The organism is Thermococcus argininiproducens (assembly GCF_023746595.1).
In the GTDB taxonomy this organism is placed as follows: Archaea; Methanobacteriota_B; Thermococci; order Thermococcales; family Thermococcaceae; genus Thermococcus_A; species Thermococcus_A argininiproducens.
Window position 1 is genome coordinate 627,818 of record NZ_CP080572.1, and the last position, 25,612, is coordinate 653,429.

Annotated in this window: 22 protein-coding genes and 1 tRNA gene; 12 read left to right on the forward strand and 11 right to left on the reverse strand. The window is 41.3% G+C overall.

Annotation, left to right across the window (positions count from 1 at the left end; genetic code table 11):
• The first annotated feature begins 84 nt into the window (after positions 1 to 84).
• Together thiC and K1720_RS03340 are read left to right on the forward strand one after the other, a co-directional pair.
• The gene (gene thiC / locus K1720_RS03335) at positions 85 to 1,362 is read left to right on the forward strand and encodes a phosphomethylpyrimidine synthase ThiC (protein WP_251949919.1); all 1,278 of its coding nucleotides are present in this window, start codon (positions 85 to 87) and stop codon (positions 1,360 to 1,362) included.
• A 108-nt stretch (positions 1,363 to 1,470) separates the two neighbouring features.
• Positions 1,471 to 2,622: an MFS transporter gene (locus tag K1720_RS03340; protein ID WP_251950469.1), complete on the forward strand. Its 1,152-nt coding sequence runs from the start codon at positions 1,471 to 1,473 to the stop codon at positions 2,620 to 2,622.
• Here K1720_RS03340 and nadC read toward each other — a convergent pair.
• From nadC to purL, 4 genes are all read right to left on the reverse strand, one after another.
• Positions 2,619 to 3,446: a carboxylating nicotinate-nucleotide diphosphorylase gene (gene nadC, locus K1720_RS03345; protein WP_251949920.1), complete on the reverse strand. Its 828-nt coding sequence runs from the start codon at positions 3,444 to 3,446 to the stop codon at positions 2,619 to 2,621. The genes K1720_RS03340 and nadC overlap by 4 nt on opposite strands.
• Positions 3,447 to 3,507: 61 nt before the next feature.
• On the reverse strand, positions 3,508 to 4,410 hold the full coding sequence (gene nadA / locus K1720_RS03350) for a quinolinate synthase NadA (protein ID WP_251949922.1): 903 nt from the start codon (positions 4,408 to 4,410) through the stop codon (positions 3,508 to 3,510).
• Between the two features lies 1 nt (position 4,411).
• Positions 4,412 to 5,800 (reverse strand): L-aspartate oxidase, encoded by a 1,389-nt coding sequence (locus K1720_RS03355; RefSeq protein ID WP_251950471.1) that lies wholly within the window; start codon positions 5,798 to 5,800, stop codon positions 4,412 to 4,414.
• Between the two features lie 94 nt (positions 5,801 to 5,894).
• Complete coding sequence (gene purL, locus K1720_RS03360) at positions 5,895 to 8,036, reverse strand: phosphoribosylformylglycinamidine synthase subunit PurL (RefSeq protein ID WP_251950473.1); 2,142 nt, start codon at positions 8,034 to 8,036, stop codon at positions 5,895 to 5,897.
• Between the two features lie 350 nt (positions 8,037 to 8,386).
• Between purL and K1720_RS03365 the strand changes: the two genes are divergently transcribed.
• Positions 8,387 to 9,874, forward strand: coding sequence for an AAA family ATPase (locus K1720_RS03365; protein WP_251949924.1), 1,488 nt, complete (start codon positions 8,387 to 8,389; stop codon positions 9,872 to 9,874).
• A gap of 56 nt (positions 9,875 to 9,930) precedes the next feature.
• On the opposite strand, the gene purQ is transcribed toward K1720_RS03365, so the two are convergent.
• Genes purQ through purD form a run of 4 tightly spaced genes read right to left on the reverse strand, consistent with a single transcriptional unit; the run spans position 9,931 to position 13,299 of the window.
• Positions 9,931 to 10,602, reverse strand: a complete 672-nt coding sequence (gene purQ, locus K1720_RS03370; RefSeq protein WP_251949925.1) for a phosphoribosylformylglycinamidine synthase I — start codon at positions 10,600 to 10,602, stop codon at positions 9,931 to 9,933.
• Position 10,603: 1 nt separating this feature from the next.
• On the reverse strand, positions 10,604 to 10,849 hold the full coding sequence (gene purS, locus K1720_RS03375; protein WP_251949927.1) for a phosphoribosylformylglycinamidine synthase subunit PurS: 246 nt from the start codon (positions 10,847 to 10,849) through the stop codon (positions 10,604 to 10,606).
• A 10-nt stretch (positions 10,850 to 10,859) separates the two neighbouring features.
• Positions 10,860 to 12,002, reverse strand: a complete 1,143-nt coding sequence (locus tag K1720_RS03380; protein WP_251949929.1) for a formate--phosphoribosylaminoimidazolecarboxamide ligase family protein — start codon at positions 12,000 to 12,002, stop codon at positions 10,860 to 10,862.
• A gap of 1 nt (position 12,003) precedes the next feature.
• On the reverse strand, positions 12,004 to 13,299 hold the full coding sequence (gene purD / locus K1720_RS03385; protein WP_251950475.1) for a phosphoribosylamine--glycine ligase: 1,296 nt from the start codon (positions 13,297 to 13,299) through the stop codon (positions 12,004 to 12,006).
• A 105-nt stretch (positions 13,300 to 13,404) separates the two neighbouring features.
• Here purD and purE point away from each other — a divergent pair, with 105 nt between their 5' ends.
• Positions 13,405 to 13,836 (forward strand): 5-(carboxyamino)imidazole ribonucleotide mutase, encoded by a 432-nt coding sequence (gene purE, locus K1720_RS03390; RefSeq protein WP_251949931.1) that lies wholly within the window; start codon positions 13,405 to 13,407, stop codon positions 13,834 to 13,836.
• Between the two features lie 126 nt (positions 13,837 to 13,962).
• Here purE and purT read toward each other — a convergent pair whose 3' ends face one another.
• Positions 13,963 to 15,252, reverse strand: coding sequence for a phosphoribosylglycinamide formyltransferase 2 (gene purT, locus K1720_RS03395; protein ID WP_251949933.1), 1,290 nt, complete (start codon positions 15,250 to 15,252; stop codon positions 13,963 to 13,965).
• A 120-nt stretch (positions 15,253 to 15,372) separates the two neighbouring features.
• Between purT and purM the strand changes: the two genes are divergently transcribed.
• Positions 15,373 to 16,377, forward strand: a complete 1,005-nt coding sequence (purM, locus tag K1720_RS03400) for a phosphoribosylformylglycinamidine cyclo-ligase (RefSeq protein WP_251950477.1) — start codon at positions 15,373 to 15,375, stop codon at positions 16,375 to 16,377.
• A 105-nt stretch (positions 16,378 to 16,482) separates the two neighbouring features.
• On the opposite strand, the gene purC is transcribed toward purM, so the two are convergent.
• Positions 16,483 to 17,172: a phosphoribosylaminoimidazolesuccinocarboxamide synthase gene (gene purC, locus K1720_RS03405; RefSeq protein ID WP_279347072.1), complete on the reverse strand. Its 690-nt coding sequence runs from the start codon at positions 17,170 to 17,172 to the stop codon at positions 16,483 to 16,485.
• 161 nt (positions 17,173 to 17,333) lie between these two features.
• Between purC and purF the strand changes: the two genes are divergently transcribed.
• Positions 17,334 to 18,665 carry an amidophosphoribosyltransferase gene (gene purF / locus K1720_RS03410; protein WP_251949937.1) on the forward strand — a complete coding sequence of 444 codons (1,332 nt, stop codon included), beginning with the start codon at positions 17,334 to 17,336 and terminating at the stop codon, positions 18,663 to 18,665.
• Here the strand turns inward: purF and fdhF are convergent.
• Complete coding sequence (gene fdhF, locus K1720_RS03415) at positions 18,628 to 20,640, reverse strand: formate dehydrogenase subunit alpha (RefSeq protein ID WP_251949939.1); 2,013 nt, start codon at positions 20,638 to 20,640, stop codon at positions 18,628 to 18,630. The genes purF and fdhF overlap by 38 nt on opposite strands.
• A gap of 397 nt (positions 20,641 to 21,037) precedes the next feature.
• Between fdhF and K1720_RS03420 the strand changes: the two genes are divergently transcribed.
• The 6 genes from K1720_RS03420 (at position 21,038) to K1720_RS03445 (ending at position 25,610) form a co-directional block, all read left to right on the forward strand.
• Positions 21,038 to 21,113 (forward strand) — tRNA-Gln (locus K1720_RS03420).
• A gap of 83 nt (positions 21,114 to 21,196) precedes the next feature.
• Positions 21,197 to 21,967 carry an HD domain-containing protein gene (locus K1720_RS03425; RefSeq protein WP_251949941.1) on the forward strand — a complete coding sequence of 257 codons (771 nt, stop codon included), beginning with the start codon at positions 21,197 to 21,199 and terminating at the stop codon, positions 21,965 to 21,967.
• Positions 21,967 to 22,629: a DUF434 domain-containing protein gene (locus K1720_RS03430; RefSeq protein WP_251949943.1), complete on the forward strand. Its 663-nt coding sequence runs from the start codon at positions 21,967 to 21,969 to the stop codon at positions 22,627 to 22,629. The genes K1720_RS03425 and K1720_RS03430 overlap by 1 nt, the downstream gene beginning before the upstream one ends.
• A gap of 132 nt (positions 22,630 to 22,761) precedes the next feature.
• On the forward strand, positions 22,762 to 23,847 hold the full coding sequence (locus K1720_RS03435) for a hypothetical protein (RefSeq protein WP_251949946.1): 1,086 nt from the start codon (positions 22,762 to 22,764) through the stop codon (positions 23,845 to 23,847).
• Positions 23,848 to 23,882: 35 nt separating this feature from the next.
• Positions 23,883 to 24,524, forward strand: a complete 642-nt coding sequence (locus K1720_RS03440; RefSeq protein ID WP_251949948.1) for a DUF432 domain-containing protein — start codon at positions 23,883 to 23,885, stop codon at positions 24,522 to 24,524.
• Between the two features lie 3 nt (positions 24,525 to 24,527).
• On the forward strand, positions 24,528 to 25,610 hold the full coding sequence (locus K1720_RS03445) for a mechanosensitive ion channel family protein (protein WP_251949950.1): 1,083 nt from the start codon (positions 24,528 to 24,530) through the stop codon (positions 25,608 to 25,610).
• The last annotated feature ends 2 nt before the right edge of the window (positions 25,611 to 25,612 follow it).

Here is a 25,612-nt window from a genome sequence, read left to right on the forward strand (position 1 = left end):
AGCCCTCCTTGAGGTTTCACCCTATTGTTCGCTCAACCACTAGGTTAAAATAGGGTTTTGTATATTGATAACTCGGTGATAAAAATGACTCAGATGGAAGACGCTAAAAAAGGAATAATAACGGAAGAAATGAAGTTCATTGCTGAAAATGAAGGTATAAAAGCCGAAGAACTTAGAAAAAATGTTGCTAAAGGTTATACTGTCATTTTTAGAAACCTCGTTCATGAGTGGGTAAAGCCAGTTGCTGTAGGTAGAGGGGTAAGAGTGAAGATAAATGCAAACATCGGAACCTCAAGAGACATAGTGAACGTTGAGGAAGAAATCGAGAAGGCAAAAATAGCTGTTAAGTACGGAGCTGACACGATAATGGACTTGTCAACAGGTGGTGATTTGGACAAGATAAGGAAGAAAATCTTGAGAGCTGTTGATGTGCCCATTGGAAGTGTTCCAATTTATCAAGCTGCTGAGGAAATGCTCGTCAAAGGAAGGGCCATCATCGAGATGAGCGAGGATGACATGTGGAACGCTGTTGAGAAACACTTTAAGGACGGTATTGATTATGCAACTATTCACGTAGGAGTTATAAAAGAAGTTATCGAAAAGATGAAGCGCACCACGAGAATCGTTGGCATGGTTTCAAGAGGAGGCACCTTCTTGGCAGCTTGGATACTCCATTGGGAAAAAGAGAACCCGTTCTACAAAGACTACGACTACCTTTTGGAGCTTGCCAAGGAATATGATGTTGTTTTGAGCTTAGGCGATGGTCTTAGACCCGGCGGTCTGCCAGACGCTGGAGACGAACTCCAAATGAGTGAGCTCTATACATTGGGGCGCCTGGTTAGGAGAGCAAGGGAGTTTGGAGTTCAAACGATGGTTGAAGGGCCTGGACATGTCCCAATAGACCAAATCCCAATGCAGATAAAAATAGCGAAGGTAGCAACCGATAATGCTCCCTTCTACGTCCTTGGCCCCTTAGTGACGGACATTTTCCCAGGCTACGATCACATAGCTGGAGCTATTGGGGGAGCAATAGCCGCTTTGAATGGAGCGGACTTTCTTTGTTATGTTACACCAGCTGAGCACTTAGGTTTGCCGACTAAAGAGCACGTTCGCCTCGGAGTGATAGCTACAAAGCTGGCAGCCCATGCCGTAAACCTAACGCGCTTTAGAGAGGAGTATTACAAAGACTACTTGATGAGCCTAGCAAGAGGCTCCCTAGATTGGGAGAAACAATTTGAGCTCGCAATGGACAAAGAGCGCTTTGAGGAAATCAGGGAAAGTAGACCCACCTCCACTGAGGCCTGTTCAATGTGTGGAGATCTATGTGCGATACGTCTTATAAGCGACATGCTTAAAGAGTGACCTCTTTTCATTCTTTAGAATTTTAGATTTTCCATAACAACCTTTTCTTGGGCCTAATCAGGATAAATATCTTTTTAAACCGTACAATTTCAAACATGCTTGGTAAAAATGAGGAGACAAACTTTAGGCATAGCTCTACTCATAGCATCGGCATTCACAGGTACAATCGGCTTTAGATTAGCTATCCCGGCTGTGGCTTTTTATACACGCGATGTGTTGAACGCTTCGATGATGTCAATCTCCCTAATTTCCATAGCTTTTGTGCTCTCTCGGGCCTTTTCCTCCGTAATTGGTGGCTCACTCATCGAGAAAAGAAAAACGCTGGTCTTCTTAGGAGCTTTAGCTATGCTTGGGAACGCGTTCGTAATGCCCCTCTACGCCCTAACGAATTCTTGGGTGCAAGTCGTTGGAATTAAGCTTTTGAACGGTGTTTTTAACGGCCTCTCTTGGCCCATAGCTCAGTTTGTAATAGTCGTATCTTCACCTAAAGAGCTCAAAGGAAGGGTGACTGCTTTATACTTCCTCTTTGGGAACTTTGCCGCGTTCCTCGGAAACTACACCTACGCCCTCACCATAGGCTTAGGCATAAAAGCTCAAATGCTCTTGGCATCGCTGTCCTTCGTTGTAACCTCCCTGCTGATGCTCACAGCATATTATGCCCTTTATGAGTGGATTGTGCCTAAAAGAACTCAAAAGACCTCTGGCTCATTTGATGCAAAGAAAATCTTAGCTTTGAGCGGACTTTTCTTCTTCACGATAGCCTTCTCCTCCGGCGACATAACATACGTCTACGTTGCTGAGGCTTTGGGCATAGAAAAGGGAAGTGCCGCCACACTCATTGGATTATCCTCGTTAATTGGTGCTCTCTTAGCATATGCTCCTTCCTGGCTCGCCGATATTGGAAAAGAGGAGAGAGTGCTTAGATTTGCAGTGATTTTGGCAGCGCTCTCCCCAATTTTAGCCGCAATTAAAACTCCCTACACAGTGTTCCCAGCTCTGGTCATGACCCTATTTGCTATACACACGTTTAGGCCTCTCGTGAGAAAGCTCTTAGCCATGAAGGCCTCAAGAGTCTCTGCATCTATTGGCGGGCTAAATGCTGTCTCAAACTTGGGAACTACCTTCGGCCAGCTCCTCTTTGGCTTTGCCTATGGAATCCTCGGGGATGTGAAGATTGGAGAAATCCCAATTAGACTGTCCCTCCTGATTTTCGCACCATTCTCGGTGCTTTTGATTTTGCTAGAAAAGAAAAAAGACTAATGAAGAATTTCCAGACTTACGTCAAAGTTCTTCACACTGTGTGTTAATGCTCCAAGGCTTATAACGTCGATATCGAGCTTTGCATAATCTTGGATATTTTCTTCAGTTATGCCTCCACTCACTTCAATCTTGACTCTATCCCTGAGTCCTTCGTGCTTTAAAGCTTCAAGGACTTCCTTGATTTGCTCTGGGGTCATGTTATCGAGCATTATTACATCAGCCCCAGCTTTAGCAGCTTTTAGAGCATCTTCTAGGTTTTCCACTTCGACCTCAACGACTTTATAAACAGAAAAGGCTTTTGCTCGCTTAATGGCTTCTTCAAGCGGCACTAACGCCAAATGGTTATCTTTTATTAGTATGGCATCACTCAAGCTGAACCTGTGCGGCTCACCATTTCCTATGAGTATCGCCTTCTTGTCTAGGGGTTTTAAGAGGGTTTTTCTTGTACCCGCTACTTTGACTTTGGAACCAACTGCCCTAACTTTTTCAACAAGCTTTCTAGTTTGGGTTGCTATGCCGCTCATTCTCCCTATAATGTTTAATGCCGTCCTCTCCACTAGCAAAATTTTTCGTGCGTTGCCCTTGAGCTTTATAACTACGGCTCCCTTCTTCACTTCATCGCCGTCCTTAGTTTTAAGCTCAACTTTAACACCAAAGTGTTCAAAAAGAGCTTTTGCCTCTTCTAGGCCCGCTATAACTCCTTCTTGCTTTGCTATAATTACAGCCTCTGCATCCAAATCCTCGGGAATAACAGCTTCACTTGTGACATCACCGAATGGAACATCTTCCTCCAAAAAGCGGAGAAGGTATGTAAGGGGAATCATTTTTTATCACCTTGTTCAGTTAAGTGGTAAAGAAAGTAGAAAAGTTTACCTCTCTACTTGACTACTTACTCATCTCTAGCATTCTCTCGATGGCCTTCTTGGCTTTTACAGCAATTTCTTCAGGTACTTCAATTTCGTATTTCTCGTCTCTAAGGGCCTCGTAGATGTGCTTAAGTGTAATTGATTTCATTCCAATGCAGAAGGCATCCTCATTTGCGGGATAGAACTTTTTGCCTGGATAGAGCTTTTGTAGCCGATAGATCATTTCCTTCTCAGTAAAGACAACCCACTCGTCGTGCTGGCAGGCGTTTCTAACCATTCCTCCTGTTGATACTATTAAATCTGCTCCTTTCTGCACTTCGGGATTGCACTCGGGGTGAACCATTAGCTTTGCATTTGGGTATTCTTTTCTTGCCCTCCTAACATCTTCGAGGGTGAACTTCTTGTGAACATAGCAATGGCCCCCTTCTGGGATCGGGATAATTCTTTTGCCAGTCTTTTTAGCGACGTAGTATGCTAAATTGTTATCAGGCCCAAAAATTATCGTATCTGCGTTAAGTTTCTCTACTATCTTAGCAGCATTGGCCGAGGTTACTGTTACATCAGCGTAGGCTTTAGTTTCAGCGGTGGTATTAACATAAAGAACGACCGGGGCACCAGGATATTTTTCCTTAGCTTCAAGAATATGTTCCACCTTTAGCATGTTGGCCATGGCACAGGTTGCTCTTTTTGTTGGGAGGAGGACTTTTTTGTCGGGATTCAAAATTTTAGCAGTTTCGGCCATAAAATCAACGCCAGCAAAAACTATGATGTCAGCATCAACATTTACAGCTTTTCTTGCTAATTCGAGGCTATCCCCTAAAAAATCAGCTATATCTTGTATCTCAGGTAGCTGGTAGTTGTGGGCTAATATTACAGCATTCTTTTCTTCTTTAAGTCGCATAATTTCCTCAATTAAGTCCATATTAGCACCTCCAAAAGCTGGGTTTCTTAAACTCCTCTCTTGTGAATGGAAAGTCTGCTCTATAGTGCACCCCTCTACTTTCCTCTCTCCATAAGGCACTCTTTAGAATACCTTCTGCGAGGCATTTAATTCTCTCATCTGCTTCAATGTTTTTAAGCTTTTTAATACCTTCCTTGAGCTTTTCTCCACGTCTCACAATCCCTGCATGTTCCCAAAGCACTTTCCTAATCTGCTCTACATCCCCGGCTTCTTGGCTAGTATTCGCTGGCTCTGTATTTTCTCTAAGTTTTGGTCTCTCTCTAAAAATAGTCCTTGAAACTTCAAGTCCGCTTACGATACATTCTAGGAGTGAATTACTTGCTAATCTATTTGCCCCATGAAATCCATTATTGGCAGCTTCTCCAATGGCATACAAGCTCTTTATGTTGGTTCTATAATAAGCGTCAACGTTTAAACCGCCAATTGAGTAATGAGCTATTGGAGAGACTGGTATCAGAGTTTTCTCAGGATCTATACCTTCCTGTTTGAGAAATGCATATATTTGGGGAAACCTTAATTTGAAGTCTTTTACGTGAGTGGCATCCAAATAAACCTCTTTCCCCTCCTGTATCTGCATATAAATAGCCCTTGCAACAATGTCTCTTGGTTCAAGTTCATTGACAAACCTCTCCCCGTTTGAATTGATCAGCTTAGCTCCAGCTCCCCTTACTGCTTCGCTTATGAGCTTTACTCCGCTCTTCCCAATGAATCCAGTGGGATGAAATTGAACAAATTCTAAATCTCTTGCTAAAGCCCCTCTCATAACAGCATCTCCAATCAGTATGCCAAGATTGAGTGGGGACCCAGCTGTGTATTTGAATAAAGCAGTATAACCTCCAATTGCTAAAACTGTGGCATCAAATCTTAAGAGTTCACCATCGAGAAATACACCATAACATTTGCCGTTTTCAATAGCTAATGATTCTGCAAGTCCTTTGATGAAGTGGACATTCAACTCTTTTGCCCATGTGTAAAGGATCTTTGTTACATGCTTTCCGGTTTCATTTTTGATTGTGAAAACCCTGGGAAAACTATGTCCCCCTTCAACTTCATTTTCTTCAAATTCCAGTCCAAGTGAGAGTAAAAAATCATAGGCTTCACTTGATCTCGAAATAACGCTCCAAACGACTTCTTCATTGTTTAGATGCCTACCTGCTTTTATTGTATCGAGAACATGATTCTTTATAGAGTCCCCGCTTAAGATTGGAAATGCTATACCCGCTTGAGCCAAATAAGAATTCGTCTTTTTTATGGTCTCTCCAACAACATAGACCTCGGTTCCTTTTTTTGCAAGAGCTATTGCAGCTGTTAACCCTGCTATCCCGTTTCCTACTATTCCTATTCTCACAATTCTCCCCGAACAAATGTTCGGGACTTTGTTTTAAAGTTTTCTGATAAAGAGAGTCTAAGAAATACAAAAATAGTATTGCAAAATTAAGAAAGTTTCACTCCCCTAAAAGCGCGGGAAGTGAGTTATAAAGTGCTTTGGCACTTTCCAAGTTTAAACTTACAGTTTCTTTGTTTTCATGTTTGAATAGTAGTGTTTTTCCTGTTACTTTCCCGATAATAGCGAACTCATTGAAGAGGTCTTTAGCTTTCTCGAGATTCTTTTCTTCGAAGCTCACTATAAATCGTCCTTGAGTTTCTGAAAAGAGCACTTCTACTAGTGAAAGCTCCCCATCTGTCGGGATTTTTGCTATGTCTATCTCAAATCCCTTATTTCCTGCAATTGCCATTTCTATAAGTGCGATGGCCAGTCCGCCTTTGCTAACATCATGAACAGCTTTGACAAGCTTGAGCTCGATTGCCTTCAAAATGCTCTCAACGTTTTGTTTCTCCCTTTCAAGATCGACTCTTGGGGTGATTCCCCCTTCAATGCCAAAACTCTTATAGAGCTCACTTCCTCCAAGCTCTTTTTTAGTGATTCCCACAACTGCTATTAAATCTCCTTCATCTTTGAGCCCCATTGTTGTAATGTTTTCAAGTTTCACTTTTCCGAGACCAGCAACAACTGGTGTTGGTTTTATGGGCTTGTTTCCTACCTCGTTGTAAAAACTGACATTCCCACTGACATAAGCCAGACCAAAAGCCTTTGCTGCATCAGCTAATCCTTTAATTGTCTCTATGAAGCTCCAGTAAACTTCGGGCCTTTCAGGTGAGGCAAAGTTAAGGTTGTCTACGAGTGCTAGGGGTTTTGCCCCAACGCTAGCGAGGTTTCTTACAACTTCGGCAACGGCACTCATTGCTCCATGATAGGGATTTAAATACGAATAAGAAGGATTTCCATCGCTCACAAAGGCTAAACCATATTCATTGTTTATCTTAAGCACTGCTGCATCAAGGCCAGGCTTTAAGACAGTCCTTCCCTGAACTTCATGATCATATTGTTGCCATATCCATGCTTTACTAACTATATTGGGGCTTGACAGAACTTCAAGGAGGGCCTCCTCAACGCTGATTTCTGGCGTTTGTACATCTTTTTCGATATCATATGGTTTAGCTTCCCACTCTATTATGGGAACGTCTGCTAATAGATCTATAGGAAGGTCTGCTATTTTTTCGTCATTCCAATAAACAATGTATCGAGGCTCTTCTATGGTTTCACCTACAATAGTCCATTCGAGTTCGTATTTTTCAAAGATCTTACCTATCTCATTGACATCTTCCTTTCTAACGGCAAAGAGCATTCTCTCCTGGCTCTCGGAGATCATGATTTCCATTGGATTCATGTTTGGCTCTCTTTGGGGGACTCTGTCTGCATAGATTATGGCTCCAAAACCTTTCTTTCCGGCCATCTCTGAGGAAGCACATGTTAAGCCCCCACCACCAAGGTCTTTGAGGGCCTTGACTTTGCCGGTCTTTAACGCCTCAAGAGTTGCCTCAATCAAAAGTTTCTCCGTAAATGGGTCTGGAATTTGAACAGCCGAACGGTCTTCCTCCTCTGCATTCTCGCTCAATTCTTCACTCGCAAAAGTTACGCCGTGGATTCCATCTCTTCCTGTTTTATTGCCAACTAAAACAAGCAAAAGCCCACTTTCTTCCACATAACTGTGTACAAGCTCTTCAGGTTTCATTAAACCAATGCATGCCACATTCACAAGGGTGTAATTGTCAAGGCTTTCATCAAATTCCGTTTCTCCACCAACCGTTGGGACACCGATTCTATTTCCGTAGTCAGCTATCCCCTTAACAACGTACTCAAAGAGATACTTATTGCGCTCCTTCTCTAAGGGCCCAAAGCGAATTGGGTCTAAAAGGGCTATTGGCCTTGCACCCATACAGAGTATATCTCTCACAATTCCGCCAACACCTGTGGCCGCTCCGCCGTAGGGCTCAACAGCTGAAGGGTGGTTGTGGCTCTCTATTCCAACGACTATGGCAGTGTTTTCATCAAACTTTACAACCCCTGCATCTTCTCCCGGACCCAAAATCACATGCTCGTTTTCAGTAGGTAAAAGCTTCAACCACTTTCTGCTTGACTTGTATGATGCATGCTCACTCCACATTACCTCAAGCATGGCCTTTTCAACTTCGTTTGGCTCTCTGCCAAGCCTTTCCTTGATCAGCTTTTCCTCGTGAGGAAACATAAGAATCACCTCTCTTATTGTCATAAATCTGTGAAAATTTAAAGTTTTTAAGGTTTATTTTGACAGAAAAATGTAAAAATAATGAAAATGGAGGCATGTGAAACATTAAAGCTCTGATTACTCCACTATTTTAATCACATTCACTTCTTTCCCTTTGTTCTCATTCACCATACATTCGCTTGAGTAAAGAATAATCATCACGGGCTTTTCTTTTAGTTTGAATTAATTCCATAACCGGGCACAACAATAACTCCGTGGATTGATACTTATCTGACGCTTTAACAGATAACCACAAAGCTATTAAACTCTAATGCATTATAGTTTTATGCATAAAACTATAAGGTGATAATATGTTCGTAGACAGAAGGGTTGAATTAAAAGTATTGCATTCTGCTTATGACTCATTAAGGAGAGACGAGAAGGTTAATGTGGCTGTTATTGGGCCGAGAAGAATCGGAAAAACAGAGCTCCTTCTTAAATTTAAGAAGGAAGCTCATGGTGTAGTAGCGTATTTAAACTTACAGCGGATTGGAAGCTTGGAATCTTTCATCTTTGCATACGCAAGAGAACTCCTCTATGAAATTGCCAATGCATTAGGGATGAGACCTGAAAGAAGTGAGCTCCTAACATGGGATGATCTGCTTATCTTGTCAGCAAAACTCAACCTTGATAGAGAGGTTAAAGCCATTAAAGAGGGAACTCTTGGGACTCTTTTTGAAATGCAGGAGTTAATCTTAGAGAAAACAGAACAAAAAGCCGTTTTCATTTTGGATGAATTTCAAGAGGTTCTTAACTTTAAAGGCTTCTTAGAGACGATGCGTGCTGTTACGGAAAAGCAAAGGAATATCGCGTACTTTGTTTCAGGTTCTGCTGTAAGAATGATGGAGGAAATTTTGGCTCCAAAGAACCCCTTCTTTGGTCAATTCAGGCGGATTTATCTCAGGGGCCTACCAAAAGAAGACACAATAGCACTTGCAAAAACAACTTTGGAAAGGGCTGGGGTTGATACTACTCACTCAGCGCTTGAGTTGATTTACAATCTCACTCAAGGCCACCCATTTTATGTTTTAGCCCTATGTAGGCGTCTAATTGAAGAGAGTTTTGAAAAAATCAGGCGTAAAGACGTTCACTATGCTTTTCTCACCGAACTTTTGAGCGAAAAGGGGGACATTTACATGCATTTCGAGTATCTCTTCAACGAATCGCTCTCGAGAGCTTATAAAGGCCCAATACACAAACAAATTTTGCTCGTATTGGCTCAAGAAGAAGGATTAAGACTCTCAGATATTGCTAAGCGTTTGAATAAGCCCAGCGGTGAGGTGTCGAATTACTTGAAGTTCCTTTTGAGGACGGATTTAATCTTAAGGCAAGAGGATAGATACTACTTTGCCGATAAGCTTATGCGCTTTTGGCTTGCAAAGACTTACCTTGGCATCACTGAGCTGGACCTTAGGGGGGAGAGATTTTTGGAAGAATTGATCAAGGAGCTGGAGGAAAAGTATCTCAGGGCGAAAAAAGAGCTTGGAATCGCAAAGGAGGCTGTGATTAGGGAGAGAATGAGAGAGGCTTTTGACCTTGATTTCAAGCCTTATCGGAGAGGTGAGGTTGAGTTTGATGGCGTTGCCTTTGATGATAGGATTTATGTGCTTGAGATTAAGTGGAGGAACAAGCCTGCGACCTATAGGGATGTAGAAGAGTTCATCAGGAAAGTTAAGAATGAGTTTGGGTCTGCAGTGATGTTTTTCTTCTCAAAATTTGGATTCACTGAAAAAGCTAAGGAATTGTGCGAGAAAGAGGGAGTTAAGATGCTCACACCTAAGGATTTGGAGGTGAGGTGAGTTTTCTAAAAGATAAATAATTGATAAGAGGTTTCTAACTATTTAGCTCTGAAAAATCACCTCTTAGCATACTCCACCATTGATTTGAACACCTTTAGCCCATCCTCGCTTCCAAGCCATTTATCGCTCGCCCTCTCTGGGTGGGGCATCATTCCCAAGACGTTGCCCTTCTCATTGCTTATTCCCGCTATGTTCAAGAGCGAACCGTTTGGATTCGTCTCATCCACTATGTTGCCCTTTTCATCGCTGTATTGAAAAGTTATCTTTACCCTACTCAAATCATCAGCGTAGTAATTGCCTTCAGCATGGGCTATTGGCATTCTAATGACTTCTCCCTCTTCGTAGAATTGGGTAAACGCGGTTTGGGTATCGCTAACTTTGAGATGAACCCATTTGCAGAGAAATCTTGGGATCTTGTTTGGTCTCAATGCTCCAGGTAAAAGCCCGCTTTCGGTTAAAACTTGAAAGCCGTTGCAAATTCCTAAAATTGGCTTGCCTTCACTAGCTAGAGCTTTAACCTCTTGCATTATCTCTGCTCTAGCACTTATTGCTCCAGCTCTCAAATAATCGGCATAGCTGAAGCCTCCAGGCAAAACAACGCCATCAAAGTTTTTGAGTGAGGATTTATACCAAACTCTCTCGACTTCTCCACCAGCCTTTTTAATCGCTTCAACAGTTTCAAAGTCGCAGTTTGTTCCAGGGAACACTATTACAGCAAAGCGAGGCATCTCACTCACCTAAAGGTTCTATCTGGTACTCGTATGTGTGTATGACAGGGTTCGCGAGCAAACGACGGCACATCTCTTCTACGTCTTCTTCAGGATTTTCGCTTTCAAAAGTGAGTTCAAAGTACTTTGGAACCTTCAACTCATCAATTTTATAGCCCAAATTCTTGAGAGCCTTTCCAATTACTCTTCCTTCTGGGTCGTTTAACCCTTCTTTTAAGCGAACTACAACTCTAGCTTTCCATTTCATGATCATCACCTCATGTAACAACCTTCTCAAGCTCATCCAGCTCAATAGCACGCTTTATCTCAAGCGCAATCCTCCTTCCAGTACTCATCTCTTTCCTCCAGAGAGCGTTTCCATAGGGATGTCCCATAGCCATGTGAATGTTTGTTCCACCACCGGTTCTTGGAGCGACATCATATATGTAGAAGTTTAAGTCCTTGTCAACGGCCGTTTGGAGTGTAAAGGGCCCAATAACGCCGGGTGAGTAGTACTTCTTCGCAGCCTCTACATAGCGTTCGGCCATATCAAAGACCTTCTCAAGCAAAGATTCTCTAAGTGTTGATGATGCATGACCACAAACGGTGTACTCAGGTTCAAACTGGTGCTCGGGCAAAGTTAATTGCTGAGGAGCTGGCAATCTAACATGCCCATCCAAACTTGTCTCAAAGCGCCAGTCTATTCCAAGGAGCTCAATATCTTCATCTATTGGTGAGTAGAAGAAGTCGAAGTTGAATACGGGGCCGATAATATAGCGTTCAATCCTTGCTTTGGTCAAATCTTCCTCAGTGATTACACCGAGCTTTATAAGCTTCTCAGCTTTTTCTCTAAACTCTTTATAGCTTGCAGCGGTGAAGAAACCACGCTCAAGTCTCTTCTTTGCGTGAGGGAGTTTGACTATAACGAGACCGACATCGTCAATTTCCTCTGGTTTAACTGGTTCAGGGTAGGGTAAGCCAGCTTTCTCTAAGAGCCAGTAGTAGCTCTTCTCCTCACTCCTTTCTTCGCTCCTTAATAGGTTTCTACTTCCAAAGAGAGGTACTAGGAACTCATTCTCCACTCTGTCTATCCCAGTGTAAACCACAAATGAGCGGTTAGGGACGAAGATAACGTTCTTCCTCCTCAGTTCTTCCTGGATATCGATGATCTTGCCAAACTTCTCCAAAACAATTACTTCATCGATAAAGCCCTTTGTCAGACCATCCTTTGTTGTCTTTTCTTTGAAATATCTTGCATAAGTTTTGTGTCTTCCCTTTTGGGAAACAATTAGGATTTTGAAGCCCTCAGCCTTGGCCCCATCTGCTATGTCAAGAGCAGAGTGGCTCCCAATCGCCCCTATAATTATGTTCTCTTTATCGTAATTTTTTAAAACCTCTAGAATCTGCTCTCTTTCAATCATTTCACTCACCTCTAATTGCTTTCATGAGTTCCATCCTTTTTGCGATGCTCTCTTTAGTTCCTACATCGGCGCGGTAGAAAATTTCACCCTTAACATGCTTTATCCCTGCAGAAGCTATTTTTTCCGCTTCTTCGAGAGAATCAGCAATTCCAACAATTGCTAGTGCTCTTGAGCCAAGCATTGTGAAGTTTTCATCTACCGAGGCATAGTAGACCTTAGCCCCTTCTTCTCTGATTTTATCCTCACTGATTTGAACCTTAACTCCCTTGATTGGATCAGTGGGATAACCTTTGGGTGCTATATACTTTACAACGGTGGCTTTTTTCTCAAACTCTGCTTTCTTTAGATTACCATCAACAATTCCTTCTCCAATCTCTACAAGAGAAGTTCTTAAAATTGGTAGAACGTTCATGGCCTCTGGATCCCCAAAACGGGCATTGAACTCTATAATCTTTGGTTCATCGTTTGCAAGCATAAACTGGCCATATAGAATACCTTTGTAAGGAGTTCCCTCTTTATACATAGCTTCAACAGTTTTTTTCAGAGTCTCAAGAGCTTTGTGATAATCTTCTCTTGGCACAAATGGTAGCAAATGGTCTTCGCAGGAATAAGAACCCATACCTCCTGTTATTGGGCCCACATCACCCTCATATGCGTGAGGGTAGTCCTGGGCGAGAGGCATTGGAATAACTTTCTTTCCATCTGTGAAAACTTGGAACGTGAACTCCACGCCATCAGTTCTTTCCTCAACGAGAACTTTCCCATCCTTCTCTATCAAGGCATTTGCATATTCCTTTGCCTCTTCATTGTCTTTGAGCTGGTAGCCGACTACTTTAACTCCTTTGCCTCCAGTGAGTCCAAGAGGTTTAACAACAACAGGCTTTCCAAATTCATCTATCCATGCTTTCATCTCAGCAACGTTATTGAAAACTTTGAATAGCTTTCTTCCTGGAATTTTGTACTTTTCCATTAATGCTCTTGCAAAGGCTTTGTTTGTTTCAAGTCGGGCTGCTTCTTTTGAAGGTCCAACTGTTGGAATTCCATTTTCCTCGAGAACATTGACAATACCCTTTTCAAGAGGAGCTTCGGGCCCAATAAATGCTAAATCTACTCTCCATTTTAAAGCGAAGTCAAGGACTTTTTGAACATCAGTCTCTTTAACAAGCCCATATTCCTTTGCAATTCTTTTAATCCCGGGATTTAGGTGTTTTGCAACTACATAAAGCTCTGAATCTTTTGAAAGAGCCTCAGCAATTGCACTCTCCCTTCCACCTGCACCTACGAGCAAAACGCGCATGATCTTCACCATGAATTTGTTAAAATACATTGTTTTTAAGCTTTGTTTTAACATATAAATGATAAAATTTATAAGGGTAAACCTCTAGAGGGATGTGGTGATATAATGAAAGTGCTTGTGGTCATGGGAAGTAAGAGTGATTCTCATATTGCGGAGAAAGTTACAAAAGTGCTTGATGAATTCGGAGTTGGCTACGATGTAGAGGTAGCATCTGCTCATAGAAACCCGGAAAAAGTTGAGAAACTAGCAAAAAAAGACTATGATGTCTTTATTGCAATAGCAGGTTTAAGTGCTGCTTTACCGGGGGTGATAGCGGCTCATACAATAAAGCCTGTGATAGGAGTACCAGTCTCAGCAAAGCTTGATGGTTTGGATTCTCTCCTAAGTATTGCTCAAATGCCTCCAGGAGTCCCGGTTGCTACAGTTGGGATAGATAATGGAAAAAATGCAGCGTTGCTTGCTATTGAGATTTTAGCCCTAAAAGATGAAGAACTTAGGCAAAAGCTTGAAGACTACAGGGAGAAAATGAAAGGTTGAGTATGAGGTTTAGTCTGTCTCTCTAAATTTCTTTTTGTGATTTCAAGGTTCTTTTGTCTTAACAGAGTATCTAATGAAAGTGACCCACCTCACCTTGAAGAGGGGTTTTGAAAAATATAATAAAGACTAAAGTAAGTGCTTCTTTTTAATGAACTCTTGGCTTTGCCATTCTCCACTTCTTGTTTTGAGTTCTACCATGTGGGCGACTTTTTCTGCTTTTTTCTTCGCAACCTGGACATCACTATCCCACGCAAGGGCAACACCAAGACGCCTTCCTTTATAAGCTTCAGGCTTTCCAAAGAACCTAATAGTTGTGTTTGGAACATTTAATGCCCTAAAAACGTTCTTGAATCTTGGACTAAAGCCCTCTTGGTTTGCAAGAATTACGTGGGTGGCTGCAGAGGTTAGAACTGGGAACTTTCTAATGCCACCTTCTTCTAGCGCTGGGATTGGAAGTCCTAAAATTGCCCTAACGTGGAGTCCAAATTCGGAGAAGCCAGTGGGATGGGATGCCATAGTCACCATTCCTGTGTCGTGGGGCCTTGGAGAAACTTCGTTGGCCCATACTTTATCGCCTTTAACAAACATCTCCACACCAAAGATTCCAAGACCTCCAAGAACATCGGTAATCTTTTTGGCTATTTTATATACCTCACGCTCGGCCTTTTCACTTATCTCTGCAGGTTGCCAGCTTGAGTGGTAGTCTCCTTCAATTTGATAATGGCCAACTGGCTTTGGGAAAGTAGTAACTATCTTCCCATTCTCGTCAAAGTGTCTCACTGCCAGTTCAGTTATTTCAATATCAAAATCTATGTGTTCTTCAACTATTATTTTATCAGCACTGCCACGCGCCTTCTTTTTTGCGACTTCCCATGCCTTTGGAATATCCTCAGGCCCTTTTACAAAGTAAGATCCCTTCCCACTGGAGCTCATTATGGCCTTGGTGTGGCATGGATACCCTATCTTCTCACATGCATCATAAAGCTCATCTAAGGTTGTTGCGTATGCGTAACGAGAAGTTGGAACCTTTGCTTCCTTTGCAAGTGTTTCTCTCGTCCTTTCACGGTGCATTGCAATCCAAGTTGCTTTGGCATTTGGTACTACAAAATAACCTTCCCTTTCAAACTCAAATAGAGCGTCGAGGTTTATGGCCTCTATTTCCGGTACTATTGCATCAGGTTTTTCTCTTTCCACAATGCTCCAGAGGAAGTCTTTATCCTTCATATTGCCCACGTAGTTTTTATGAGCAACCTGCATGGCTGGGGCGTTTGGATATCGATCAACTGCGATAACTTCAACTCCTAATCTTTGGGCTTCTATGGTTATCTCCTTTCCTAATTCACCACTTCCAAGAAGGAGAATTTTGACAGCAGAATCAGTTAAGGGGGTTCCAATTTCGTCTCTAATACTTATCATGGATATCACCTAAATTTATTGACGTTTGTATGTTAAAACTGTAGAGATATTTAAGGATTTTTGAACATAAAAATGATAAAACTTTTAAACCCCAACACTAATTTGAGTTCGGTGATGTTCATGCTGACATATGCTCAAGCTGGTGTTGATGATGAAAAAACTCAAAAAGCTTTGAAAAGTATTATTTCCCTTGCAAAGGCCACTTTTGAGTTTAGAAGAGGAAAAATTGGCGAACCAAAAGAAGATATTGGCCATTATGCTGCACTTATGGATTTTGGAAGTTTTTATCTTGCAATGACGACGGATGGGGTTGGAACAAAAATCCTTGTGGCAGAAGCAATAGGGAAGTTCGATACTATTGGAATAGACATGATAGCAATGAATGTAAATGATTTGGTATGTGTGGGAGCTGAACCAGTAGCTTTGGTTGATTACCTAGCAGTTAAAGAGCCAAATGATCAAATTTTTGAAGAAATAGCCAAGGGGCTTTATGAAGGGGCAAAGCAGGCAGGTATTGCAATTGTGGGTGGAGAAACAGCTGTAATGCCTGATTTAATTGAAGGACTGGATTTAGCTGGGACCGCTATAGGAGTTGTTGAAAAGAACAAAGTTATTAGTGGTGAAAAAGTAAAGCCTGGGGATGTCGTGATAGGAATAGAAAGCTCGGGAATACATTCAAACGGATTGACTTTGGCCCGTAAGCTTCTTATTCCAAAGTATGGTCTTGAGTATGAGTACGATGGAAAACCTCTGTGGAGGCATCTGCTTGAACCCACAAGGATTTATGTCAAACCAGTTTTAGAACTCCTTGAGAGCGTTGAGGTTCATGGTTTGGCACACATTACCGGTGGGGGCTTGCTTAATTTAAAGCGCATTACTAACTATGGTTTCTCTCTTGAAATGCCCCAAATACGTGGAATTTTCAAGCTAATTCATGAGAACGGCGTGCCTTTAGATGAGATGTTTAAAGTGTTCAATATGGGAGTTGGCTTTATTGTTATTGTGGATGAAAAAGATAAAGAAAATGCACTTAAAATTCTTAATAAGTACTATCCGAGCTTTGAGATTGGAAAGGTTACAAGAGATAAGGGGATAATAGTGGATAATTATGACATAAAGTTTTAGTTCTCTTCTATAACTTTATATGTTCTTTTCAAAAACCTCGCCTTTTAGAGCAAGATAGGTCACTTGGGAATTAAAATATAAAAAACAGATCAAGAAAAGGTTGTTTTATGCGGTGAGACGCTTATAGAGCTCCTCGTAAGCATTTATAAGTTCTCCTTTGTCAAAACGGAAAACGTCTTTATCGAGACTCTCTTTTGTTTCAGCATCCCAGAAACGGCAAGTATCTGGACTTATTTCGTCTCCAAGGATTATCTCGCCTCTCTCATTTTTACCGAACTCGAGTTTAAAGTCAACTAGGATTATTCCTCTTTGAGCAAAATACTCTTTTAAGATGTCATTTACCTTTAGGGCTATGTTTTCGATTTCTTTAAGTTCTCTCTCACTCACTCCAAGGACTTTTGCATGGTAATGGTTTATCATAGGATCTCCAAGATCGTCATTTTTATAATAGAGCTCTATTATTGGTTCTGGAAGTTCCGTACCCTCTTCTAAAGGTAGTCTTTTTTTCAAGCTCCCAGCGATTACGTTTCTAACGACGACTTCAACTGGATACATTTTGAGCTTCTCTACAATGAGCTTGTTGTCACCAGCGACTCCTATGAAGTGGGTTTTGATACCCTTTTCTTCAAGTACTTTGAAGAGAATGGCACTTATTTGAGCGTTAAGCCATCCTTTGCCTTTAAATTGTGCTTTTTTCTTCCCGTTAAAAGCTGTTGCATCATCTTTAAACTCCATTATGACCTTCCCGTCATCCAAGGGGATTACCTTCTTAGCTTTGCCCTCATAAATTTCCATAACTATCACCATGTTTGTGTAAAATCATACTATATTTAAGCTTTATTTTGACAGATTAATGTTAAACAGTGGGGCAAACTTTTTAAGTTAATGATGTTAAAATGCTCTCAGTACTAGGATTTGATTGACATTTATAAGTTAATATTTTGCGAGGGGAAGTTATGAGGGAAAAATGTGGAATCTTTGCAGCCAGAACCGAAAATGCTCCTAAAAAGGGATACTATGCCCTTATTGCTCTTCAACATCGTGGCCAAGAGAGTGCAGGAATAAGTGTATGGAGACACAAAATACGAACTTTGGCTGGTAGGGGCCTAGTCTCTGAAGTTTTTCGAGGCAACGAACTGTCAAGACTCAAATCAAACATGGTTATTGCCCATGTCCGTTACTCTACCTCAGGCTCTCTTAATGAAACCCAACCTCTCGAAACTTCTTGCCATGGGAAGAAAATAGCAGTAGCTCACAATGGGACACTTACTAATTTTCTCCCCTTGAGGAGAAAATATGAGAAAAAAGGTGTTAAATTTAAGCACTCGGTTGATTCAGAGCTTTTAGGGATTTCTTTTCTCTGGCATTTGAGAGAAACCGGTGATGAGTTTGAAGCTATGAGAGAAGTCTTTAATGAGGTTAAAGGAGCTTACTCTGTTGCTTTTCTTTTTGATGGTAAAATCTTGGTTGCCCGAGATCCGGTTGGGTTCAGGCCCCTTAGCTATGGTATGGGAGATGGTCATTATTTTGCCTCGGAAGACTCTGCTTTGAGACTTTTTGTTGAAGATATCAGGGACGTTACACCTGGAGAGGTGTTTTTAATCTCTGATGAGGTTGAGAATAAGGTCCTAGCTAAGGAGAAACACCATCACTGTGTTTTTGAGTACATATATTTTGCTCGGCCAGATAGTGTTCTTGATGGTGTAAGTGTGTATTCAGCTCGTGTTAAAATGGGCCGTGAACTTGCACGAGAAAGTCCAGCAAATGCGGATGTCGTTATACCAGTACCTGATTCAGGGAGGGCTGCTGCACTAGGGTTTTCTCAGGTAAGTGGAATACCCTACGCGGAGGGATTAATAAAGAACCGTTACATAGGTAGAACTTTCATAATGCCTGGTCAGTTTTATAGAGAACTTAAAGTAAAACTCAAGCTTTCTCCTGTCAGGGAGATTGTCAGTGGAAAACGTGTAGTTCTTATTGATGATTCTATAGTTAGAGGGACCACAATGAGAAGAATTGTGGCAATGTTAAGGAAAGCTGGGGCGAAGGAGGTTCATGTAAGAATAGCATCTCCACCGATAAGACATCCTTGTTATATGGGGATAGACATTCCAACTAGGCATGAGTTAATAGCAGCATTTGGGGGCATTGAAAGAGTCAAAAAAGCTATAAACGCGGATAGCCTGGCATATCTTAGTGTAGATGGACTAAAAAAAGCTGTAGGAAAAGGAGAGCTATGTCTGGCCTGTCTTACAGGTAATTATCCGGAATGGGCTTTCCACTTTTAAGTTTTCTTATTTTCGCTGCTGAAAACTTGAATTCTGGTGTTCCTGCCTTGTTAAGGGCATTATTGGTAATCTTGTTAGCTTTAAAATGGAATGGAACTGCTACTACCCCACGGGCTACTTTTCCGATTTTCACCCTCATACGTATTTTTCCTCGTCTTGTTTCAATTTCCACGAGATCGTTATCTTCTATGTGAAGATCTTTTGCGTCCTCTACATTTATCAGGATTTTTGGTTCTCCCATGAGTTTAGTTAAAGAGGGGCTCCTCAATGTCATTTCACCCGTATTATAGTGACTTATGAGTCTTACTGTTGTTAGGGCGAATGGATATTCTTCGTTGGTGCTCTCCCATGGAGGGATTTGTTCCACAGCTATAAGTCGTGCTTTCCCATCTGGAGTTGCAAATTCCCACGTGTGAAGTCTTTTCTTGGGTAGAAACATTTCCTTTCCTTCTTTAAGATCTTTTACGCTCTTTTCTTCTAGTTCAGGAAATAGGTGGAAGTATTCTTCTGTTATTTCCTCCACACTAGAGTACTCAAAGCCGGGCAATCCAAGGGCCTTTCCCACTAGTGTTAGTATTTCCCAATCAGGTTTAGAGTCTGCTAGAGGCTCGTAAACTTTCTCACTCCATTGGAGCCTGCGTTCACTGTTCATATAGGAGCCCTCTTTTTCACAAAAAGCTGAAGCAGGAAGAATATAATGGGCATACTTAGCTGTACGTGTAATAAACAAATCTTGTACCACTAGAAGATCTAGCTTTCTGAGGGCTTTTCTAACCCTGGTGAAGTTGGCTTCACTAACAGCGGGATTCTCTCCCACGATATAAAGCGCTTTTATGTCTCCTCTTTCTATTGCGTCCCAAAGTTCGGTTAAGTAGAGCCCTCTTTCTGTTGGAAGATCCTCAACACCCCAGAGTGAGGCAACTCTCTTCCTAAACTTTTCATTTTCTAGAGGTATGTATCCAGGTAAAAATTCACTGAGGGCACCCATATAAGCTGCTCCCTGGACATTGTTTTGTCCTCGCATTGGATAAAGGCCACCCTTATTTCCAATATACCCCAGAAGAAGAGCAAGGTCTATAATAGCAAGGACGTTTTCAACTCCAGAAACATGCTGGGTTAACCCCATGCCCCACATAATGGCTCCGCTTCCAGCTAAAGCAAAGTCTTTTGCAGCCTTTTGGATAAGTGATGCAGGGACTCCAGTAACTTTTTCTGCATATTGAGGAGTATATTTCATGGTGGCCATTCTAATCTCTGAAAAACCAGTAGTCCTGCTTTTAATGAAGTCGTCGTTGTAGAGTTCTTCTTTGATGATAGTATGTATCATGGCATTGGCAAGTACTATATCGGTGCCAGGCTTTATGATAAACTTATAATCAGCGAAATTCATTGTAATAGTCTCACGAACATCAACAACGATTACTTTGGCCCCTTTCTTCTTAGCACTCTTTATATAGCGTATGATTACAGGATGGGTTTCAGCTGGATTATAGCCCCATATAAGTATGGCTCCAAAGTTCTCTAGATCTTCATAGGGATTTGTTTGAGTACCAGTCCCTACAGTTGTTTTAAGTGCATGAACACTTGCTTCGTGGCAGAGTCTTGCACAGTTGTCAATGTTATTAGTTCCAAAGAGTCTTGCAATTTTCTGGAGGAGGTAATTTTCTTCATTGGTAATCTTTGAGGAGGCTATGAAGGCCACGGCATCTGGTCCATAGAACTCCTTTATTTCGAGAAGTCTATGGGAAATTTCTTCAATAGCCTCTCCCCATGTTATTGGTCTTAAAAATTTTTTATCTCGTTTTAATGGTTTTTTGATTCTGTCCTTTGAGAGAGCGAACTCTATTGCGTAAAGTCCTTTCGGACATAACTTTCCTCTGTTTGGTTTGCCTTTGTGAGGTTTAACAATTAGTGTTTGAGGATCAACAAGAAGTTTGCAACCAAAACCGCAATATGGGCATATGACTGTTTTCACACTATCACCAATAAACACTTAAATAGCAAAAATAAAAATGTTTCTGATAAAAATTAACAAAAAAATGTTAAGAGGTTCATTTTCTTATCTAGTGAAAGCCTCCTCCTTTAAGGCAGGGATGTAAACACCCAAAGGTAGGCATCGAAAAAGTTAAATATCAACCGTTAGACAATATTCGAGCCACTACAAGACTGTGAGGTCTTGGACAGGCTTTAGCCTGGTTGTACATTTAATAGGCAGCCAGCGATTCTCCCGTTAGGGAAATAGCCGGTAGTGGCCGCGTGACCCGACCAGTGAGAGTAAGAGTGCATGAGCTCTACGAAGCCTCGCCCCTCAAGGTAAGGTAGGTCACACTGGTAAGGTTTATAAATCTCCCCCTTAACTTAACATCGGGCGCAGCCCCGTGGTGTAGTGGCCAAGCATGCGGGACTCTGGATCCCGCGACCGGGGTTCGAATCCCCGCGGGGCTACCAAATCGCTGGGCTCCAGATTCTTATTTCTTCTCTTCAAAAACTTTTAAATCCAATGAATTCCTTCTAGATAAGGAGGTGAGAAAATGTACACCGAAGAACAGCTTTTGGGTGAGATAAAGAGGCTTTTAGGGAATGATGAGCTTTACTCTCTTTATGAGATGACTTACAGAGAATATAAGCACTATTTTGATACAACAAACTACATAGTCCTTAATATTTATCGGTTTAATGACCATGGTGCTATACATGTGCTTTTAACCACGAGAAGAGCTCTTGAGGTCTTGAATATTCTCAAAAGGTTCGGAATCAAGACTACAGCTGAGCAACTCGGTAAGTCTTTTGAATGGAGCAAGTTTATAGTGGCTTTTGGGGCCCTGTTTCATGATATCGGGAATATGATCCACAGGGATAATCACTATGAGTTTAGTGTTCTTTTAGCTGAACCCATGGTGGATGGCCTCGCTAAAAAATTCGAGAAGGAAGATTGGCTTCTTCTAAAGGCACTTACTTTAAATGCCATCTACACCCATGACGAAGCCGTTCCATGTACGACAATTGAGGGGAGCTGTGTTACCATAGCAGATGGGTGTGATATGGAGGAGGGGAGAAGTAGATTGGCCTACAAGAGGGATAAGGTGGATATACATGCAGTTTCAGCACTAGCTATAGATAAAGTGGAGATAAAAGAAGGAGACCCTGAGGCTCCTATCCTCGTGGAAGCTTGGATGAAGCATTTAGCTGGAATATTCCAGGTGGATGAGATCCTTACAAAGAAAGTTAAAAGCTCTCTTTTGAGTGGGAGGGTTAGGATTAGGATACACGCTGGTGACGAAATCTTGGAAAAGGTGGTATAATGTTATTTTTGGCTTACGAAGATTTAAAATATCTGCTGAACCGAGGGTATAGGAAAAAGTATGCCCTTGAATTCGTGGCTAACCACTATCTTCTCACTTCCAAAGAGAGGTACTTTTTAATGAGATGTGTTTTCTCAGATAAGGAAATCGAAGAAAGGAAAAGGAAACTGCTAAAAAAAGATGAGCTCAGGGGGAAAGTTATTGGCATCGATGGATTTAACGTCCTGATAACTCTTGAATCTCTACTGGGGGGAGAGGCAATTCTATGTGAAGATGGCTTTTTAAGAGATTTAAAACATCAAGGAGGTTACAGGCTACATGAGGATACATCAAAAATTCTTGAGCTACTAGTAGGGTTCTTGAGTAATATGGGGGTTAAAGAAGCATGGTTTTTATACGATTCTCCTGTGAGCAGGAGCGGAGAAATAGCTAAGTTGACTGAGGAAATTATGGTGAGATTTAAGGTTCCTGGAAAAGTTAGCCTATCTAAATCTCCAGACCATGATTTGAAGAGGTTTGAAGTAGTTGCAAGTTCGGATATTGCAGTGATCCAAAAAGTGCCCTTAGCTGTTGACATACCAAAGATGATAGCAGAAGATAGAGGGTTGAGGTGGATATACTTTCTTGAAATTCTGGAGGATCCGTATCTACTAAAATCTTAACCATTAGATTCTTTTTTGATCTTGGGAATTTATTTGAAGATTTAGAAAACTATTTATACTTACGCGCCTTAATAATTTTTATACTATGTTCTTGTCCGCTTTGTTTTTTGCGGACTCTTAGGGGTGGGAATGATGAGGAAAATTGGCTACACTCTGGCCCTGCTTTTAGTAGGGCTTGTGATAATTAGCGGCTGTATAGGCGGAGAAAAGATCACTGAGAGCATTAAGGAAGAAGCAAGCAGCGTCATAGAAAGCTATACTGAAAGTCAAAGTGAGTCTGTCACAGAAACTGAGGAGTATACTACAACGGAGTCTCCACCAGAAACCTCTACTGAAACTCAGGCTCCTGCAATTTGGGAAACTCCTTGGGATGCTTATCATCCAGTAACAATAGACGGGGAACAGTATCTGATAGTTTACATTAAATACTATCTTCGGGTCAGGACGGAAGAAGGAGGGGAGATTTACGAATATGAAGTGGAAAAGAAACGTGGAAAAGTGAAAATACATGTATATGGAAATCAGATTAATATGGAGACAGGAGAACAGCAGAAAGTAGATCTAGGTGAATTTGAAGTCTATGAATATTACGGAAAAATAACCCCTATTAAAGGGGAGGAGATGGAAAATCCACTAGAATTCAAAGTTTGGGTAAAGGAGAGGACTGAAGATAGTGATACATTCTTCCTTCTACCTTCTCTTGACTTCATGACATTATATGGAGCAGTATACATGGGAGGAGGAGATGTTATTGGAATCTCCATAACCTATGGAGATCAAAAATTCCTTTTCTATAATCCTGCAGCAGTCGGAGATATGAGTTCAATGCCATATCAGGAAGGAGATATTGGGATAATTTCTAATATTCCTGATGTAGGCAATATCTACACAAGCTGGTATGGTTTTTATACCTTCGGAATATGGGAGGCAATTGCAGGAGAGGATCTTTACAAAGCTAAGAAAGATTCGTGGGGAGTCATGGGATACATGTTTAACTATGAGATAAACCCTGACGGAAGTATTACCCTAGGAGGAAAATCATTTAGAGTGTCAAATGTTAGATGGACATATACCTTTGGAAATGCCCAAGGACAGGGTGAAGCCACATTAACAGCACCACTTCCGGTTCCCATAGAGAGCAAGGGTGTTTTTATCAGTGAAGGCGTGAACATCTTTACACACATAAAAATAGAGGACATAGAGTTTGAAAAGATTTGAGCAAAACTTATATCTTTTCTTTCATATTTCTTAACATGTTTGAGGAACATGAACTAAAAACTAAGTTTATACGAATTGCCGGGAGAAAAATCCACCTCCTTGAGGATAAAGGTGGAGTGATTAGGTATAGGCGGGACAATGTGGAGAGACTCATTAAAAATAGTGGAGAAAAGCTCAGAATATTGCCTTCTCCTGCAACTGGTTATGGAGTAAAACTTCTAATGATAAAATTTAAGGAACCAGTCGTGCTTCCCCCACAGGATTCTTTAATTGGGTTTGTTGAGGCTCCTATAGAGATCGATGTAAAGGTTGGAAACCTAACTATAGACCATTTCATCTTGGGCAGAGAGAAATATGCTTTGTACGGGACACTGGAATCGGGAATTATAAGTAGATATCACATAAGTCCCTTTTATCTGGAGGAACCAGATAGTTTGGGAGTAGCAAAATTGATCGTCTCGAATCCCTCCACTGAGTGGAAATCGCTTGATAGAGTGGTAATTCCAATAAAAGGGACTCCAATGTATTATAAGGATAAAAAAGCTTATTATCCATTGATTGTTATCACGATTAAAGATCACATTCCAGAAGTTAACAATACTGGGAGACCTCCGAAGGAGGGATTAAACTCTGTGGGAATTGAACTAGCTCTTCCAAACTTTCTCATGAGGTGGTGAGAGATGAATGTTACTAATGTATCCACTATTTTTGAACAGGGAGTGTTTGGTGAGAATCTTTTTCTAACTTTAACTATAGGTGCAGTGATTAAAGCGGTGTTAATTCTTTTGATCGGTCTTGTGTTTGCTAAGATCGTCAAGAGATACCTTATCAACCTTTCAAGAAGCACCAAGTATGTATGGATAGTGAACGAAGATACAGCGTCAACCCTCCATAACTTAATCATCATAATCGCAGTTGTGTATTCATTTGATGCTCTTGGAATTCTTTCCTATGAAGTTTTAGGGACAAGTTTAAGCAATCTGCTAACAGCATTCTTAGTCTTTTACTTCTCTTACCTCCTTGCTAAGAAGTCAAAGGACTATTGGATAATGCGTACTCCTCAACAAAGGCTTCCAGAAGTTCAACTTAAAGCAAAGCTCTTTTATTATATCTTGGTTATCTTAGCGTTTTTTATAGCTCTTAATATAGCAGGCTTCACAGGAAAATTAACTACCTTATTAGCGGCAGCAGGTATAACGGGTATTGTTTTGGGATTTGCTTCTCAGACTGTTGTTGCAAACTTCGTTTCGGGAATTTTCATGTATTTTGATAAGCCTCTCAAAATTGGGGATCCTGTTGAAGTTGGTGGTTACTCGGGCATTGTCCACGATATAAGGATACTCTCCACTAGAATAAGAACGTGGGATGGCCTTTTAGTAAGGATTCCAAATGAAAAGCTCTTTAACAGTGATATAAAAAATCTCCAGAAATACCCTGCGAGGAGAGTTGATATTATTGTAACTATAGCGTATAAAGAAGACATTCAGAAAACCATTGATCTCATAAAAAGAATGCTTGATGAAATGCCATACGTCTTAGCAGAACCCGAGCCGGCAGTTTTTGTAGATAATCTTGGGGATAATGGTGTCCACATAGCTGTTAGGGCATGGGCACCTAGTGAGAAGTGGTTTGATGTAAGAACTCAAATACTCCAGAAGATAAAGGATACTCTCGAAAGAGAGGGAATAGAGATACCATTCCCACAAAGGGTGAATTGGTTTGCTGAGGAGCTTAGGGTAAGGATTGAGGGAAAGGAGATCTAATT